14 protein-coding genes and 1 pseudogene are annotated in these 15,540 nt (G+C 62.5%); 2 read left to right on the forward strand and 13 right to left on the reverse strand.

The window, feature by feature from the left end; all coding sequences use genetic code 11:
* Window positions 1–59: 59 nt before the first annotated feature.
* Window positions 60–404 (reverse strand): hypothetical protein, encoded by a 345-nt coding sequence (locus tag BLT65_RS30575; protein WP_042308957.1) that lies wholly within the window; start codon window positions 402–404, stop codon window positions 60–62.
* A gap of 210 nt (window positions 405–614) precedes the next feature.
* The gene (locus BLT65_RS30580; RefSeq protein WP_091784858.1) at window positions 615–1,232 is read right to left on the reverse strand and encodes a LysE family translocator; all 618 of its coding nucleotides are present in this window, start codon (window positions 1,230–1,232) and stop codon (window positions 615–617) included.
* A gap of 223 nt (window positions 1,233–1,455) precedes the next feature.
* Here BLT65_RS30580 and BLT65_RS30585 point away from each other — a divergent pair, with 223 nt between their 5' ends.
* The gene (locus tag BLT65_RS30585) at window positions 1,456–2,646 is read left to right on the forward strand and encodes a porin (protein WP_091784861.1); all 1,191 of its coding nucleotides are present in this window, start codon (window positions 1,456–1,458) and stop codon (window positions 2,644–2,646) included.
* A gap of 61 nt (window positions 2,647–2,707) precedes the next feature.
* Here the strand turns inward: BLT65_RS30585 and BLT65_RS30590 are convergent, their stop codons facing one another.
* From BLT65_RS30590 to BLT65_RS30625, 8 genes are all read right to left on the reverse strand, one after another.
* Window positions 2,708–4,063: an LLM class flavin-dependent oxidoreductase gene (locus BLT65_RS30590; protein WP_091784864.1), complete on the reverse strand. Its 1,356-nt coding sequence runs from the start codon at window positions 4,061–4,063 to the stop codon at window positions 2,708–2,710.
* A 23-nt stretch (window positions 4,064–4,086) separates the two neighbouring features.
* Complete coding sequence (locus tag BLT65_RS30595; RefSeq protein ID WP_091784867.1) at window positions 4,087–5,436, reverse strand: LLM class flavin-dependent oxidoreductase; 1,350 nt, start codon at window positions 5,434–5,436, stop codon at window positions 4,087–4,089.
* A 61-nt stretch (window positions 5,437–5,497) separates the two neighbouring features.
* Window positions 5,498–5,842: a DUF3088 domain-containing protein gene (locus BLT65_RS30600; RefSeq protein WP_091784917.1), complete on the reverse strand. Its 345-nt coding sequence runs from the start codon at window positions 5,840–5,842 to the stop codon at window positions 5,498–5,500.
* A 125-nt stretch (window positions 5,843–5,967) separates the two neighbouring features.
* Window positions 5,968–7,191, reverse strand: coding sequence for an acyl-CoA dehydrogenase family protein (locus BLT65_RS30605; RefSeq protein WP_091784870.1), 1,224 nt, complete (start codon window positions 7,189–7,191; stop codon window positions 5,968–5,970).
* Window positions 7,192–7,436: 245 nt separating this feature from the next.
* Window positions 7,437–8,165: a cysteine hydrolase family protein gene (locus BLT65_RS30610; RefSeq protein WP_042308978.1), complete on the reverse strand. Its 729-nt coding sequence runs from the start codon at window positions 8,163–8,165 to the stop codon at window positions 7,437–7,439.
* A 107-nt stretch (window positions 8,166–8,272) separates the two neighbouring features.
* The gene (locus BLT65_RS30615) at window positions 8,273–8,863 is read right to left on the reverse strand and encodes a TetR/AcrR family transcriptional regulator (protein ID WP_091784920.1); all 591 of its coding nucleotides are present in this window, start codon (window positions 8,861–8,863) and stop codon (window positions 8,273–8,275) included.
* A 213-nt stretch (window positions 8,864–9,076) separates the two neighbouring features.
* Complete coding sequence (locus BLT65_RS30620) at window positions 9,077–9,403, reverse strand: HdeA/HdeB family chaperone (RefSeq protein WP_009770644.1); 327 nt, start codon at window positions 9,401–9,403, stop codon at window positions 9,077–9,079.
* A 222-nt stretch (window positions 9,404–9,625) separates the two neighbouring features.
* On the reverse strand, window positions 9,626–11,209 hold the full coding sequence (locus BLT65_RS30625; protein WP_091784874.1) for a class I adenylate-forming enzyme family protein: 1,584 nt from the start codon (window positions 11,207–11,209) through the stop codon (window positions 9,626–9,628).
* A gap of 164 nt (window positions 11,210–11,373) precedes the next feature.
* Between BLT65_RS30625 and BLT65_RS30630 the strand changes: the two genes are divergently transcribed.
* Complete coding sequence (locus tag BLT65_RS30630; RefSeq protein ID WP_091784877.1) at window positions 11,374–11,775, forward strand: VOC family protein; 402 nt, start codon at window positions 11,374–11,376, stop codon at window positions 11,773–11,775.
* A gap of 10 nt (window positions 11,776–11,785) precedes the next feature.
* Here BLT65_RS30630 and BLT65_RS30635 read toward each other — a convergent pair whose 3' ends face one another.
* The 3 genes and pseudogenes from BLT65_RS30635 to BLT65_RS30645 all read right to left on the reverse strand — a co-directional run.
* Entirely contained in the window at window positions 11,786–12,529 is a 744-nt protein-coding gene (locus tag BLT65_RS30635) for a DUF2278 family protein (protein WP_091784880.1), read from the reverse strand.
* A 43-nt stretch (window positions 12,530–12,572) separates the two neighbouring features.
* Complete coding sequence (locus BLT65_RS30640; protein WP_091784883.1) at window positions 12,573–14,852, reverse strand: amylo-alpha-1,6-glucosidase; 2,280 nt, start codon at window positions 14,850–14,852, stop codon at window positions 12,573–12,575.
* A 502-nt stretch (window positions 14,853–15,354) separates the two neighbouring features.
* Window positions 15,355–15,540, reverse strand: a pseudogene (locus BLT65_RS30645) (IS30 family transposase); the annotation flags it as partial.

A 15,540-nucleotide genomic window follows, 5' to 3' on the forward strand; every position in this document is an offset into this window, starting at 1 on the left:
CAGTGTTCGCCCGGTGCAACCCTCCGCCATTCAGGCTTGACGTTTGATCAAAACGTTGCTCAGAGCGCTTCCTGACACAAGGACATCATCCGTTGCACCATCGTGCTCGCTTCGTTCAGTTCCATCTCGCTCGTAAAGAGCGCATTGACACTGGACAGACGCACGGCGATGCCCGCGTCAAGCAGATCCTTGCTCGCGATCTTCAACGCGAACTGCCCGATCCGGACCCGGTCGAGCCAGTCCATCTTCACCTCGTTTTTCGCGAGCCAGCGGCGGCAGCATTCGACGACATGATCGACGCGCCACTCCTGCGTCAACGCGTACGACGCTGCCGCGGTGGCCACGAGGTAGCAAAGCAGTTCTGGACGCGCGCTACCCGCGTCATTGAATTCGGGTTTTAGCATGGGTTGTGGACCTCAATTCTGTTCGGCCTGTCTTCAATACGTATGTGCTGTAGCACTGAAAACAACCTGCGCACATGGCAGACGGGGCGACTCGAATGAGCGCCCCGTCGCACCCGGTTCAGCGTGCGTAGCCGAAAGTCTACCCCTTTTCGCGCCCCCGCCGATTTACGAACGTCCTCCTTTTGCGCCAACACAAAACAGACCGCGCGGTCAGCGCAGCGCCTGTCGTATGCCAAGCGCGACGATCACCGCACCGCACGCACGGTCGATCCATTTCTGCGCGCGGCGATACGCGCCCGAGACAGCCTCATGCGACAGAAACAACGCGACGCCGCCGTACCAGCACGACGCCACCATGCCCACGGTCGCGAGCATCGCGACGAAGGTCGGTGCGGACACATGCGCAGGCGCCGCCGTTGAAAACACAGCCGCGTAGAACGCGATCGATTTCGGATTGGCAATGTTGGTCGCGACACCTTGCATGAACGCAGAGCCAAAGCTCGACGACGCCGAAGGTTTTTGCACCGCCATCGGACGCGTTCCCGCCGACATGATGAGGCGCAGGCCGAACCAGATCAGATAGCCCGCGCCAGCGAGCTTCACGCCAATGGCGATCCACGGAAAGATCGCAAATACGACGCCGACGCCGAGAATCGCACAGGTGGCCCAGAAGAGATTGACCACCACGATCCCGGCGACAAGCGCAAATGCATCAGGACGTGTTGCCGACACCGACTTGTGCGCGACAGCGACGAAGTTCGGCCCCGGTATCACGACACCGACGATATAAACAGAGAACACTGCCGCCACGGCGGAGAAATCGATCATAGAGCCTCGATGGATATCGACTTAAAGTTGCGAGTCCGGAGAGAGCGCCACTATGCCACAACGTAATCCGCGACGCGGCTGATCTGCATTTCACTGCGAAAGTCCGTTGTAAATCGCATTGCATTTGAATAACAAAGTAGAAATAGTTGCTTCGTGTTTAGTGTTCTCCCTAATAGCATCGGGTTCCTTATTAATCCAGTGACTTCAATAAAAAGGGAATCCAATGAAGCGTGTTGTTCTGGCCAGCGCCGCAAGTCTTGTCGCTGCATCGCCCGCACTCGTGCATGCGCAGAGTGCCGTCACGTTGTATGGACTGGTCGACGCGGGCATCACCTATACCAACAACCAGAAAGGCGCGAGCAACATCCAGCAGACAAGCGGCAAGCTCAACGGCAGCCGCTGGGGCTTGCGCGGCGTCGAAGATCTCGGTGACGGACTGAAGACGGTCTTCACGCTGGAAAGCGGCTTCCGTCCGAACGACGGCACGGCGGGACAAGGCGGACGTCTGTTTGGCCGCCAGGCTTTCGTGGGCGTGCAGAAGACGGGCATCGGCACGGTAACCGTTGGCCGCCAATACGAGCCTGTGACCGATCTCGTCTCGCAGTATGCGGGCCCGGGATTCTGGTCGCCGTCGACGCACATCGGCGACAACGACAATCTGAACCAGACCTTTCGCGTGAACAACGCAGTCAAGTTCCGCAGCGACACGATTGCGGGCTTCACCGTCGATGGCCTCTACGCATTCAGCAACCAGGCGAACAGCAGCAACGGCACGGGCTTCAGCAACAACCGCGCATGGGGCGTGGCGGCGAACTACACGAACGGTCCGTTTTCGATCGGCGGCGGCTATAACGTATTGAATCATCCGAACGCCGCATCGAACACGGGTGGCGCGATCGGCGGCGCATCGACCACATCGGGCGACGACTACAGCGGCGCGTTCTTCTATGGATTGAATGGCGGCGTCGTGCGTCAGCAGATTGCGGCAGCGGGCACCAGCTACGCGCTCGGCGCAGCGACGTTCGGCTTCGCGTGGAGCCACACGCAGCTCGACTACAGCGATGGCTCGTCGCGCAAGTTCAACAACTACGATCTGAACGCGCGCTATCTGTTCACGCCCTCGCTGACGTTGATCGGCGTGTACACGTACACGGATGGACGCGCGAGCAATCTGCCCGGCACCAACGGCGCGAACCTGAAGCCGCGCTGGCATCAGTTCACACTTGGCGTCGATTACGCGCTGTCCAAGCGCACCGACCTTTACCTGTCTGCGGCTTATCAACTCGCGGCGGGCGATGCATCGACGCGTGTCGGCACGGGTTATCAGAAGATTGCGGCTATTGCCGACGCGGGCACGGCTTCATCGACGAATCGTCAGGTCGCGGTGTTCTCGGGTGTGCGCGTGAAGTTCTAATAGTTCTGGTATGGATTCGAGTGCGTCACCCGTTATGGGTGACGCAAGTACTCGCGGCAACTCACTGCGTCACCGTTTCGCGCGCATAGCGCGAAACAGGCTGCGTCAGACCAAGGTTCTCGCGCAGCGTGTACCCTTCGTACTCGCTGCGGAACAGCCCACGTCGCCGCAGTTCCGGCAGCACGAGCCGGATGAAATCGTCGAGACTGTTGGGCAGCAGCGCGGGCATCACGTTGTAGCCGTCCGCGCCGTGGTTGACGAAGCGCTCTTCGAGCGCATCGACGATCTGCTCCGGCGTGCCGACCAGTTGCCAGTGTCCACGCGCGCCCGCGATGCGCAGATACAGTTCGCGGATCGTGAGGTTCTCGCGCCGCGCGAGTTCGAGCGCCAGCAACTGGCGGCTCTTGCTTGCGTTGGTTTCCGGCAGTTCCGGGATCGGACCGTCGAGCGGATAACCGGACAGATCGAAGCCACCCGTCACCGTCGAGACGAGCGCGAGCCCCACGGCGGGATCGATCAGTGCCTGAAGCGCGTCGAACTTTTCGCGTGCCTCGCTTTCGGTCGCGCCGACAATCGGCATCACGCCCGGCATGATCTTGAGATCGTCCCACTCGCGGCCATACGCCGCCATCCGGCCTTTGACGTCCGCATAGAACGCGACGGCATCGTCGAGCGTCTGCTGCGCGGTGAAGATCACTTCCGCCGTGCGCGCGGCCAGCGCCTTGCCCGCCTCGGACGAACCCGCTTGCACGACGACGGGCCTGCCCTGCGGCGACCGCTCGACGTTCAGCGGCCCGCGCACATTGAAGAACTCGCCGCGATGGTCAAGTACATGACGCTTCGATGGATCGAAGTAGCGCCCCGATGCCTTGTCGCGCACAAACGCGTCTTCGTCCCAGCTGTCCCACAGACCCTCGACGACCTCGGCGAATTCAACCGCGCGCTCATAACGCCGCGCATGCGCGAGATGCTCGTCGAAGTTGAAGTTCTTCGCCTCGTGCGCGCTCGACGACGTGACCAGATTCCACCCCGCGCGCCCGCCACTGATGTGATCGAGTGACGCAAACTTGCGCGCGATGTGATACGGCTCGTTGAATGTCGTCGATGCCGTGCCGACCAGGCCGATCCGTTCCGTGACGGCCGCGAGCGCCGACAACAGCGTGAGCGGCTCGAACTGTGCGACATAGCTGTGCGCGGTGCGGCTGAGAAAATCGACATTGTCGCCGCGCGTGCCCGCGCCGTCCGCGAGAAAGACCAGGTCGAATTTCGCGGCCTCCGCGGCCTGCGCAAGCTGCACGTAGTGCCGGAAATTGCGCCCAGCGTCGACCCGCGAGTCGGGATGCCGCCATGCGGCAATGTGATGTCCCGTCGGATAGAGAAAAGCGCCGAGGCGCAGATGCCCCTTACGTGTACTCATGACTGGAGAGAATGGGAGTGGACTCAGGCACTCTTGCGCCATAGCTGCGCATTGTCGGGACGCGCGAGCCCAAGGTGCTCGCGCAGCGTCGCGCCTTCGTAGTCGGTGCGAAAAATGCCGCGCTTCTGCAGGATTGGCACGACGCCGTCCACGAAGTCCTGCAGACCGCTCGGCAACGCATCGGGCATCAGATTGAAGCCGTCCGCTGCGCCGCCGTTGAACCAGTGCTCGATATCGTCGGCGATCTGCTCGGGCGTGCCGACGACCACGCGATGCCCCGTTCCGCCCGCCAGCGAGCGGATCAGTTCGCGCACCGTATAGCCGTGACGGCGGCCCTGCGCGATGGTCGCGTGAAAGAACGTGTGGTTGCCGTTGCCGCCACCGGGCAGCGCGAGATCGTCGGGCAACGGCTGGTCGAGCTTCAGACGCTCCGCGTCGATGCCCAGCGTACCTGCCAGACGGTTCAGGCTGTAGCGCCAGGGAATCTGATCGACCAGTTCGTCTCGCCGGCGCAGCGCGTCCGCCTCGGTCGCGCCGATGATGGTCGTGAGACCGGCAAGCACCTTCACGCCGGGGCGCCCGTAGGCCGCCGCGCGCGTGTTGAGGTCGCGCCGGTAGGCCACCGATTCCTCGAACGACTGGGACGCGGAAAACACCGCTTCCGCGTGGCGCGCGGCGAGATCGCGGCCATCGGGCGAACCGCCCGCCTGCACCACCACGGGATGCCCTTGCGGCGAGCGCGGCAGGTTCAGCGGACCTTGCACATCGAAGTGCCGGCCGCGATGCGCGACGGGATGCACTTTCGAAACATCGACGAAACGGCCGCCCGTCTTGTCACCGACGAAGGCATCGTCTTCCCAGCTGTCCCACAGCGCTTTCACGAGTTCGGTGAACTCGGCGGCGCGCTCGTAACGCTGCGCATGGTCCGGCACGGCATCCCGGCCGAAGTTGCGCGCGGACGGCAGATCGGCCGTCGTCACGACGTTCCATCCCGCGCGTCCGTTGCTCACGTGGTCCAGCGTCGCGAAACGCCGTGCGATGTTGTAAGGCTCGTTATAGCTCGTCGATGCCGTGCCGATCACGCCGATGCGTGTCGTCGCGGCGGCGATGCTCGCGAGCAGCACGGTCGGCTCCAGCGCGGTGATGGGGCGGAAATCGATCTGGTCGACGATCGCGGCGTTATCCGCGAGAAAGACAGCATCGAGCTTGCCCGCTTCGGCGATCTGCGCGACGCGCACATAGTGATTGACGTCGACGAATGCGCGCGGGTCCGCGTCGGCTAACCGCCACGCGGAAGGCACAAAGCCCGAGTGCAGGATGTTGACGTTCAGATGCAGGCGGCGCGGCGTGGCCGGTGCCGTGATACGGCTCATCGAAATTCTCCGCTGTGTCGGGTGCGCTTGCACGCGCACTCATGATGCTTTCACTGATGCGTCAATGCACTTTCGGAAAGTCGTGGCGCTCGGCGAGCAGGTCGAGGATGCGGCGCGTGTCGGTGACGAAGCGGCGCTCGCCCAGCGTCTGCGCATCGGAGGGCGCGGGCTGCTCGTCACCCAGCACGAGCACGGGCAAGCCTTGATGCGCTTCGTCGAGCACTTCGACGACAGCCTGGCGCGGACGCTCGAACGGCACGCGCCGCACGTCCAGCCCTGCAACGCGCGCCGGGTCGCTGGCGAGTAGCCCTTCGATGGGCGCGCCGTCGGGACAGATGAAACGTTCGCCCGGATAGCGGGGATCGGTAAATCCGGGTTCGAGCAACAGAAGAAGATCACGGCTCATCGCGCGAGGCACCTGTGGGAATGTATCGTTGGTATTGTCGAATGCGGCGCTTGCGCGCCGCCACGAAGAAATCGGCACATCGATATGCCGTTGCACGCTATGCGCGCTTGCGCGAGCGAATCGCCCTAGAAAACACGGCCTTCCGTCAGATGCGTCGTCACGCCGTTCAGTTCGTAATCGCCGATCACGCGCGCTTTGTGCAATAGCGGGTTGTGGCTGAAGATGGTGCGCAGATTCCGCCAGTGACGATCGAAGTTATGCACGCGCGATGTCGCCGACGCACCGCCCGCTTCGAACATGCGCTCGGCCGCATACAGCGCGAGCTTGCTGACGATCAGTTGCGTTCGCGCCGTCGCGAGCGCGCCTTCGAGCACGCGTGCCTCCGCATCGGGCTCGCCATTGCGGATCGCCCGCGAAGAGCGCTCCAGCGCGCGCGCGTTGTCGCGCACCAGCACGTCGATCGTATGGCTGTGTGCCGTCAGATCGCCGATCACCTGCTGGATGAACGCGTCTTCGCGCGCCGATGGCGCGGGACTGTGCAGCGCGGGACGGCCATGCCGCAGCACATAGCCCTTGGCATCGGCGACCACGTTGCGCACGATCCCGGCGCCCACTGCGACGAGATGCAACTGCCGCAGCGCGCCGCCGTGACGGCCGGCCAAGGTCGTCTGCACGCGCGGCGTCACCTCGTCTGCGAGCACCAGCAGGTTGTCGAATTCGAGGCTGCCGCTTGCCGTCATCCGTTGGCCCATGCCGTCCCAGTCGTCGAGCACGCGAAATCCTTCGCGTTTGACAGGCACGATAGCGACCACAGGATTGCCGTTCTCATCCTGCAGGTTCAGCCGTGCGAAGTCGGAGAACGCCGTGCCCGTCGCGTAGTACTTGCGGCCGCTCAAACGGTAGTGCTCGCCGTCGCGGCGAAGTTGCGTCGTGATCTCGCCGGGACGGGACGTGCCCAGCTCCGTCGAAGCGCCGCCGAAAATCGCGCCCTCGACGACGCGCTCGATCTGTAACGCGTTGAACGCCGTGCGCGGCTGTAGCAGCAACGCCTCGGTCTGGTCGAAATGAATGCGCAGCGCGTGCGCGAGGTTGCTTTCCCCGGCAGCGAGCGTCGCGATCACATCGAACACGTCTTCGAGCGAGCCGCCCAGGCCGCCCCATTCGACAGGCAAGCGCAAACGCCCGAGCCCCGATTGCCGGAACAGCGCGAAGCCGTCGTACGGCAACTCGCGCCGCGCCTCGCGCGACGCAGTGCCTTCGCCGATGGCTTTCGCGAGCGCGGGCAAGCCGGCGAGCGTCGTCTGAAGGCGTGCTCTTGCGGCACGATCCGTGAGGTCTTGAGCGGGCATTCGTGGTTCCTTGTACTGGACATGCGGACCGGCATGAGCATGCCGGGCGTCGACGTTTCGTCGACGAATAAGCGTGCCAGTATAGGGACGCGTTGTTTCTCGGTTAACGACCGATTTTCACTTTCGTTATTCGCGTGAGTGCAATGAAGAGATGTTCACGTTCTCCGTCAATACCGCGCACGCCGCCGACGATCCAGCAGCAAAAGCGCAGCAAACGCTGCGCATCGGATTCGTGCCGGGTCCGATCAGGACGTGAGTTCCCGAACCGTCTGCTCCGTCGTCAACAGCGCGTGCGCGAGATAACGGAAGTTGATGATCGCGGCCAGATAACCATCGCCGTCCGGCAATCGCGGACCTGCCGTAGCGTCGCGTACCACGGCAACTTCGAACCCTTGTTCGATCAACTCGCGCAAGTGCGATTCGATGCAAAGATTCGCCGCCATGCCGGCGAGAATGATCTGCGACACGCCCTTCTTGCGAAGTTGCAACGCCAGGTCGTTCGTCTCCGGCCCATACACCTTATGCGGCGACGCGATGATGGTTTTGCCGTCCAGAATGTACGGCTTGTACTCGTCAAGAAAGTCCGCGCCCGATCCCTCGAAATCCTCAAGCGTGTTCGGCCCTTTGCGATCGAACATGCAGATGTTGTGCATCACCTTTTCCAGCGGACCGCCAAAATGCCACTCGTGGTCGCACGGATAGTAATAGTGCGGCGAAACCGCCACGGTGAGGCCCACCTGCTTCGCCGTCTTGAACAGCTGCCCCAGATTCGCGACCGTATTGTTCTCGGTGATGCTCGGCCCGAACACCGACCAGCTCGCCCCTGACGGACTCAGGAAATCATTCTGCGGATCGATTACCACCAGTGCCGCCCTCGCGGGGTCCAGTTTGAAGCCCGTCTGCGGCAATGCCGGATTGGCAGGATCGGCGTATGGGTTTGCGTTCTCTTGCGCTGCCTGGTTCGCGTTACTCATAAAACCCTCCATATAAAGGTCACTACATAGGAAAACCGCAACCGCGCAAAATGTGGACGCACGCCAAACATAGATGACCGGTCGCTTTATAAAAACCGCAAAAAAACTCAGCGAAGCAGCCGAGGTAATACGACCTTCTCGAAACGTTCGTATGCGTTGCCGCTCTGTTCGATCTTGCCGCGCATGGCTGCGCCTTCGTACGCCTCGATCACGATCGCCGCGAGCTCGTCCGCGCTCTGCTTGCGGTCCAGCTCATTGCGCTCCTGCGCCTCGCGCAAGCACGCTGCCAGCGCCTCTTGCCAGCGCGCGAGCAAGGCCAGAAGTTTCGAGCGTGCCTCGTCGCTGGCGTTCGACAGTTCCAGCGACAGGTTGCCAATCAGACAACCCAGCGCGAAGTCACTCTTGCTGTGATCGTCCGTCAATGCGCGGAAGAATTTCGCAATGCGCGCGAGCGGCCTGATTCGCGCGTCGTACAGAATCGGACCATGGCGGTCTTCGATTGACTGCCAGTAGTCTTCGAGAATTTCGGCCGCAAACATTTCCTTGCTTTCGAAGTAGTTATAGAACGAGCCCTTCGGCACGCCCGCGGCCGTCGTGATGTCCTGCACGCCGCAGCCATTGAAACCACGGTCGTGAACCACATCACGCCCCACCGACAGCAGACGCGAACGCACTTGAGGATTGGCAGGACGTGGCAACTTCGTGATCTCCGTTGAGTCGATGTATAACAAGATAACTGGTCATCTATTTATTGTCAACCTCGTCTACCCCGACACATACTCGAATCCCGTCACGTTCAGCTACTCCGTCGGCCAATGCAATTGGACAGCCTGCATGTCGGAGATAGTGAGCGCAACGGGAGCCTGTTGCGTGCTGCAGAACCAATTCAGCCAGAGCCTCCGGTGGCATCATTACGAATGCTGGAAGAGCGAAATCTTCTTCGCCTTGATCATGGACCTGACTTTCGACACAAATGGAGTCTGCGGATCTTTCGTGCATGCTTCGGCCACGGTCTCCGCTACGGGATGCGCTGTATCGACGACCATCGTGTCCGTCTCCTTGATACCGAGCTTGTCGACTCCGGCGACCCAGTAAACGAGAGCCGGCCGATACACCTCATCGACGGAGACATAATCGGCGCAGGTCATTTTCGCGGGGGACACCGTCTTTTCCTGCGCGCTAGCCGCTTGAGCGGCAACCAGACAGACCAGGACCATCAGGATTTTCGAGGGCTTCATAAGACACTCCATGAACTGAGAAAACGAGAATCGTCGCAAGCGTTGCGACTACGGGGGCGATTAACCGGCGTGTGTCAGCCGGTATGACTGTGCATCGTAAAGACGCTGAATTAGCTCTGCATTAGTCCATCGCGAAGACCTTTTTGCTTTGCTATTGCACGTCTCCCGTGTTCGCGATTGAGCATGTCCATCTCCTCAAGCTGACGGCATGCCCTGATTGCATCAACGGGCGCCAAGGCGCTCGCTCATCGGCCGATGCGCACGGAGCGGCGGCTTTTCAATGGTGGTACGCGGCTGAACGAACAGCACCCTTTCGATCGCGACTCTGTCCACCTTACCCTGTTCAGTGAGCGGTATCGCGCCAGCCTCCGACAACCTGACCGCGTTTGCCACCAGATCGCCGAACGCCGCGTTCAGTGTACGCGTGCATCGCGCAACATCCACTCGCTGTCCGGCCCAAGGCTCGACGACCGCATTCCATGCATGCTCGCCGTCCTGGGTATTCGCCGCGAATGCAACGGCATACCGCACGTCGGGCAGCCGGCAGAGAACATCTTCGATATGCACGGGACCGATGGTGCGCTGATCGGTTTCCGCAACGTCGGATGAACGGCCGATCACATGAAGATAGCCGCCATCGTCGATCAAGCCGATATCGCCCGTCAGGCACCAGCCGTCCTTGAACTTCTGCGCGCTTTCGGAGGCCTGATTCCGGTATCCGTGCGCCACGGCAGCGGACCGGACCTCGATGCTGCCAGCGTGCCCGTTGGCCGCGAGCGACCCGTCGACGCAGCGCAAACGCACCTCGACGCCAGGCCGGATGCGCCCGGCGCTATCCAGACGCGCCGGGTTTGTCGCATAGTCGGGTGGCGGCAGTACGCTGACGAGTCCCGCTTCGCTTGCGCCATACATATGCGCGAGCACGGGGCCGAGACGCCTCGCCGCGCGTTGCCGCAGGGCCGCGGGCGCCGAGCCGCCGACATGCGCAATACAGCGCAGCGACGACAGATCGCGACGGCTGACGTCCGGGTGATCCATCATCTCGAAGAGTTGAGGCTCGACGAGAAAGAGATCCGTGATGCGTTCAGACTCGATCATCGCGAGCGTTGCCGGCGCACGGTACTCCCGTTCGAGCACGACACTCCCGCCGCCGATCAACGTCGTATCGACCAGCACTTGCGACAGATACGCGAGCGGTCCATTGATGAGCTGACGCCGCTTCGCGTCGCGCGCCGATACCACCATTGCGGAATACGCGGCAAACGAGCGGCGACTCGCTTTCGGCACGCCCGTCGTGCCGCCTGACGAAACGATCACCGCGAGCTCGTGCGGCATGGCACGGCTTTCGAGCGGTTGATCCGACTGCACGCTGGCGAACCTGTCGAGATGCACCCATGGGCCCTCGTAGCCGACGGACACGATGCGCTGATCGACAGCATCGCGAACCAGATGGGCGGTCTCCTGAAACACGACGAGAAGCGTCGGCCTGATTCGCGCGAGCAAGGTCGCGCGGCTTTCGGCACTCGCCAGCGCCGGCAGGAACATGGTGGCCGCGCCGAGCAGATTCGCCGCATAGCGAACGGCCAGCGCATCGGGGCGATTCGGCGCATAGAGCGCGACCACCGCGTCCCGGCCGATGCCGAGTGCGTCGAGCGCCCGCGCATAGCGGAAAATTGCGCTGCGCAACTCGCCTCTCGTGACGTCTTTTCCCTGATAGCGGATGACGGGTTGATAGGCGCGCGTTTTCAGTTCGCTCAGTAATGCATCGACATACGGGCGATAGATCGTTTCTGCATTGGCTTCCATGTCGTTCTCCTGAGATGACGTCCCGGAACCGGGCTCTGTTGAGAACATGTTGCCGTTGCAGAGTGAGACAGGAATTAGCGAACCGGGAAGACGGATGCGACGCGGCGGATAATTTTCTGCTCACACACTACGTCTAGCATTCGCGTGGTTCACAGGAGACAGCCATGACAGGCATTAGCGGAATCGATCATGTGGCCATCACCGTAGACGACCTGATGTCTACCTTCGCGTTCTATCGCGACCTGTTCGGCGCCGAGGTTGTCGCCGAACATAGCGTGGACGGCAACCTGCTCGTGCGACAGGTCGCGTTAGGCGGCGCCGTGCTGAGCATTCATCAGCGCGGCAATAACGTGCGGCTCGTGGCCGAACACCCGACGCCCGGCGCCGCCGATATCTGCTTTCGATGGAGCGGCACGATCGGCGAAGCACTCGATCTGCTGAAATCGAAGAACATCGCCATTCTCGAAGGTCCGACGCCTCGAAAGACGGCAGACGGAAAGCCCGGTCACTCGATCTTCTTCAAGGACCCCGACGGCAATCTTCTGGAGTTGATGGCGGCCGACTGAAACGCAGACACTAGCCCAGAATCGGATGCGACGTGCCGGGAATCGGCCAGCCCCGGTTGTCGGTCGGCACGAGCTGGGTCTGAAACGCGACGAACAGCGCCTGGAAGCGCCCGTCCACCTCGACCATCACCGCGCCGTCCTGAAACGTGCCGTTTTCCGACGAATGATCTCTGACGCGGCTGCCCGGCTGCGGCTTCGGATTGCCCTGATTCATATGCGTTTCGTGCAAGCCGTCATGCTCGGGTTCGAACAGGAAGCCGAAGCCATACACGGTGACGTTCTTCGCGGGCTTCCAGCCGCGCCGCATGTCGTTCCCGCTCTTGCCCGGATACAGATAGTCGACGGGCGCCGCCGACATGTCCAGTTGCAGCATGTCGTTGACGAGCGCGTTGATGTCGTTGTGCGCGTTCGCCGTATCGAGCGTGATGGGCCGCATGGTCGACAGATCAACGAGACGCGGATCATGCACGTAGTCGAGCTTCGGAAAGCCCGTCTGCGTGAGCCCCGGTGGCAGCTTCGCGAGATCGGCCACCATCGGGTGATCGAAGTACTGGCTCCACGAATACAGCACGTGATAGCCGGCGGGCCCCGTGAGCGAACTGTCCGATTTCACATTCGTGACGATCCTGAATTCGCCACCCGCCGGATCATCGACGACGATCACATAGTGCGGATCGCCCTTGTAGCCATCGAGAAAGGGCACGCCGAGCTTCAGCGCGCCCTTGAACACGACATAGACGTTCTGTTGCGGCATCTCGCGCTCCGTCGAAGGCCCAGGGCCGATTGCAGCTGTCGACTTACAGCAGCGCGATCACCCGCACATCGCCCTGCTCCGCCGACGCCACGACCTTGCCCGCCACGCGCCGGAACGTGATCGACACCGACGCGTCGCCGACGCGCAGATCGCCGATCTCGATCCAGTCGATGCCTTCGGGCAACATGGGCTGCTCGATCAGCACTTCGCGCTTTTGCGCGTCGATCGTCATGCCCAGACACGCTTCGAGCATCATGAACGGCGAGCCGGCCGCCCATGCCTGCGGCAGACACGCGACGGGGTACGCAGTGGGCGGTTCGCCGCGACGGCGCGGGAAGCCGCAAAACAGCTCGGGCAGACGCATGTCGAAGTTGACGGCCGCCTGGAAGAGCGCCTGCAGCAGACGCACGGCCGCCGCCTTCGCGCCGTATCGCGCGAGACCGCGCGCGCAGAGCGCGTTGTCATGCGGCCAGACCGAGCCGTTGTGATACGCCATTGGATTGAAGCGCGGCTGGCCCGCCGCCAGCGTGCGCACGCCCCAGCCCGTGTGGAAGAGCGTCGATTCGAGCGCGCGTGCGACGGCCTCGCCGCGCTCGCGCGAAGGCAGCCCGAACGCGAGCAGATGGCCCGCGTTCGATGCGAGCACGCGGCACAGGTCGCCCTTGCCGTCGAGCGCGATGCCGTAGAAGTTCGAATCGTCCATCCAGTACTTGTCTTCGACGCACGCGCGGATCGCCGTGGCGCGCTGCGTGTAGCGCACCGCGTCGTCGGACTGGCCGCGCAGCATCGAGAAATGCGCCATTGTGTCGAAGGCGGCGCTCGCATAGGCCTGCACCTCGACGAGCGCGATCGGCCCTTCGGGGAAGCGTCCGTCCGCGTGGAAGACGGAGTCGTGACTGTCCTTCCAGCCCTGGTTCGCAAGCCCGCCGTCCGACGCGCGCTGATAATCGAGCAGCCCGTAGACATTGCGGTCGCATACGCCCGACACCCACTTCGCCGCGCGTTCGAGCGCGGGCCACAGTTCATCGACTAGTTGCGTGTCACCCGTGCGCGCCACGTAGGCACCCGCGAGCACGATGAAGAGCGGCGTCGTATCGACACCGCCGTAATACAGCGCGAACGGCACCTCGCCCGTCGCCGCCATTTCGCTGCGGCGCATTTCGTGCATGATCTTGCCGACAGCGGCATCGCGGAACGCGGAATCTTCCGTCGCCTGATGCTCGGCGAGAAAGCGCAGCACGCCGCGCGCAAGGCCGGGTTGGAGCCACAACATCTGCAGCGACGTGATGACGGCATCGCGCCCGAACGGCGTCGAAAACCACGGAATGCCTGCATACGGATACGGCCCGCTGGCGAGATCTGTTGTGAGCAGATTCAGGTCCGCCTGCGAGCGGTCGATCCACGCATTGAACAACGGGTTGCTCGAACGCACGCGCGCCGACGCGCGGCGCCGCTCGCGCATCACCAGGTGGGCATCGACGAGCGCCGCGCGCACGGCAGTGCGGCCCACGCGGGGCCGCGCCGCGTCGACCTGCGAGACGTGCAGCTCAGTCACGGTATGCGTCGATTGCGGCACGTCGATATCGGGCGCGCCCTTGTGCGCCGCGACCTGCACGGCCACTGACAGATAAATCGACACGCACGCCTGGGCGGGCAGGTTCACCGAATAATCGGCGCGGTCCGAAAGCAGCTTGTCGGGCATCGGCGAGAATGCGACGCGCACGTGGCGCGCCACGTCGTCGAGGCCGATGTAGCCGAGCAGCACCTCGTTCTTGTGTACGCGCGGCGTTTCGACCTTGCCCTGCTTTGCGCGCTTCAGGCCGCGCACTTCGAACATGTCGCGGAAGTCGCTGGCAAACGAGATGGACAGCGGGACGACAGCGTCTGTCGTGCCGTAATTGGTGAGTTCGATCGCCTCGTTCATGACCGTGCCCGACAGCACGCGCACGCGCTCGACGTGAATCACGCCCTCCGGCGTGCTGTTGCCGCCGAGCGGCGGCAGCGGACGGTTGGTCAGATGCGCGGTGAATGACGTGTTGTCGCTGCTGACGCTGCCCGACAGCAGCGACGGCGCGCGTCCGCCAAAGGTCAGACGCAGCTGCGACAGCACGCGGGTGTCGTTGACGAACAGGCCGTCGTCGTGGCCCGTGACGTCGCCGAGGGGATCGTTGACGATAAACGTGCCGCCGGACTTCAGCACGTGCTGGGTCGCGCTCGCGACGTTCAGGTTTTCAGGCGCGATGAACGCGCCGTCGTTCTCCTCGCCGCGATAGTCCACGCCGCCCTGATGGGACAACCCGCCGAGTGCTTCTGGATCCTGCATCAGCTTGCTCCTGTGCTAGTGGTGCTGGTGGCTTCGTTTCGGTGATTGTAGAAGGTTCGTGCCGTTACGACAGCGGATAGTGCCGCAGGTGCCACGATTCTTTGTGATTTTTTTCTTCGAAATGTCACAAAGCGGGGGATGGCACGGGTCGTGCTGGTGGGTTTTCTCTGAATGCTTCAGCTATGGGAGTTTGGGGATTTGAGCTTCACCGACAGTGACTCGAATATTGGGTTAATTGATTCGAGGTCCTGTTGAAATGTATCCGGGGCTGGCGGTTTCGGCTCGCGTTTTCGGCTTGCGTTTGCGCTGGCATCCGCGGCTTGCGTTTGCGCTGGCATCCGCGGCTTGCGTTTGCGCTGGCATCCGCGGCTTGCGTTTGCGCTGGCATCCGCGATTTGTTAGCCTGCTTCAAGCGTCGCCCCTGTGCGGGGCGGCACCTACTTTTCTTTGCCGCCGCAAAGAAAAGTAGGGGCGGTTTCAAACGTGAAGTGCAACACAAGGCTTAGTGGACAGAAGTATCGGGGCTGGAAGCAAGTGCAAGCATGGTGGAGAAGACTTCGAACGGCGAATGAAATGCGTGTGTGGCACGAGGGCGAGCGTTGAGGCTATCGGCAATGGCGTCAAGGTCATCCTGACTGTAGACCGAGAGATTGGTGCCCTTGGGCAGATACTGGCGTAGCAGACCATT

The organism is Paraburkholderia steynii (genome assembly GCF_900100565.1).
Classification (GTDB): domain Bacteria; phylum Pseudomonadota; class Gammaproteobacteria; order Burkholderiales; family Burkholderiaceae; genus Paraburkholderia; species Paraburkholderia terrae.

Bases quoted from the DNA above. Each gene is read 5' to 3' on its own strand.
- BLT65_RS30575 (WP_042308957.1), bottom strand. From the start codon at position 404: ATGCTAAAACCCGAATTCAATGACGCGGGTAGCGCGCGTCCAGAACTG.
- BLT65_RS30580 (WP_091784858.1), bottom strand. From the start codon at position 1,232: ATGATCGATTTCTCCGCCGTGGCGGCAGTGTTCTCTGTTTATATCGTC.
- BLT65_RS30585 (WP_091784861.1), top strand. From the start codon at position 1,456: ATGAAGCGTGTTGTTCTGGCCAGCGCCGCAAGTCTTGTCGCTGCATCG.
- BLT65_RS30590 (WP_091784864.1), bottom strand. From the start codon at position 4,063: ATGAGTACACGTAAGGGGCATCTGCGCCTCGGCGCTTTTCTCTATCCG.
- BLT65_RS30595 (WP_091784867.1), bottom strand. From the start codon at position 5,436: ATGAGCCGTATCACGGCACCGGCCACGCCGCGCCGCCTGCATCTGAAC.
- BLT65_RS30600 (WP_091784917.1), bottom strand. From the start codon at position 5,842: ATGAGCCGTGATCTTCTTCTGTTGCTCGAACCCGGATTTACCGATCCC.
- BLT65_RS30605 (WP_091784870.1), bottom strand. From the start codon at position 7,191: ATGCCCGCTCAAGACCTCACGGATCGTGCCGCAAGAGCACGCCTTCAG.
- BLT65_RS30610 (WP_042308978.1), bottom strand. From the start codon at position 8,165: ATGAGTAACGCGAACCAGGCAGCGCAAGAGAACGCAAACCCATACGCC.
- BLT65_RS30620 (WP_009770644.1), bottom strand. From the start codon at position 9,403: ATGAAGCCCTCGAAAATCCTGATGGTCCTGGTCTGTCTGGTTGCCGCT.
- BLT65_RS30625 (WP_091784874.1), bottom strand. From the start codon at position 11,209: ATGGAAGCCAATGCAGAAACGATCTATCGCCCGTATGTCGATGCATTA.
- BLT65_RS30630 (WP_091784877.1), top strand. From the start codon at position 11,374: ATGACAGGCATTAGCGGAATCGATCATGTGGCCATCACCGTAGACGAC.
- BLT65_RS30635 (WP_091784880.1), bottom strand. From the start codon at position 12,529: ATGCCGCAACAGAACGTCTATGTCGTGTTCAAGGGCGCGCTGAAGCTC.
- BLT65_RS30640 (WP_091784883.1), bottom strand. From the start codon at position 14,852: ATGCAGGATCCAGAAGCACTCGGCGGGTTGTCCCATCAGGGCGGCGTG.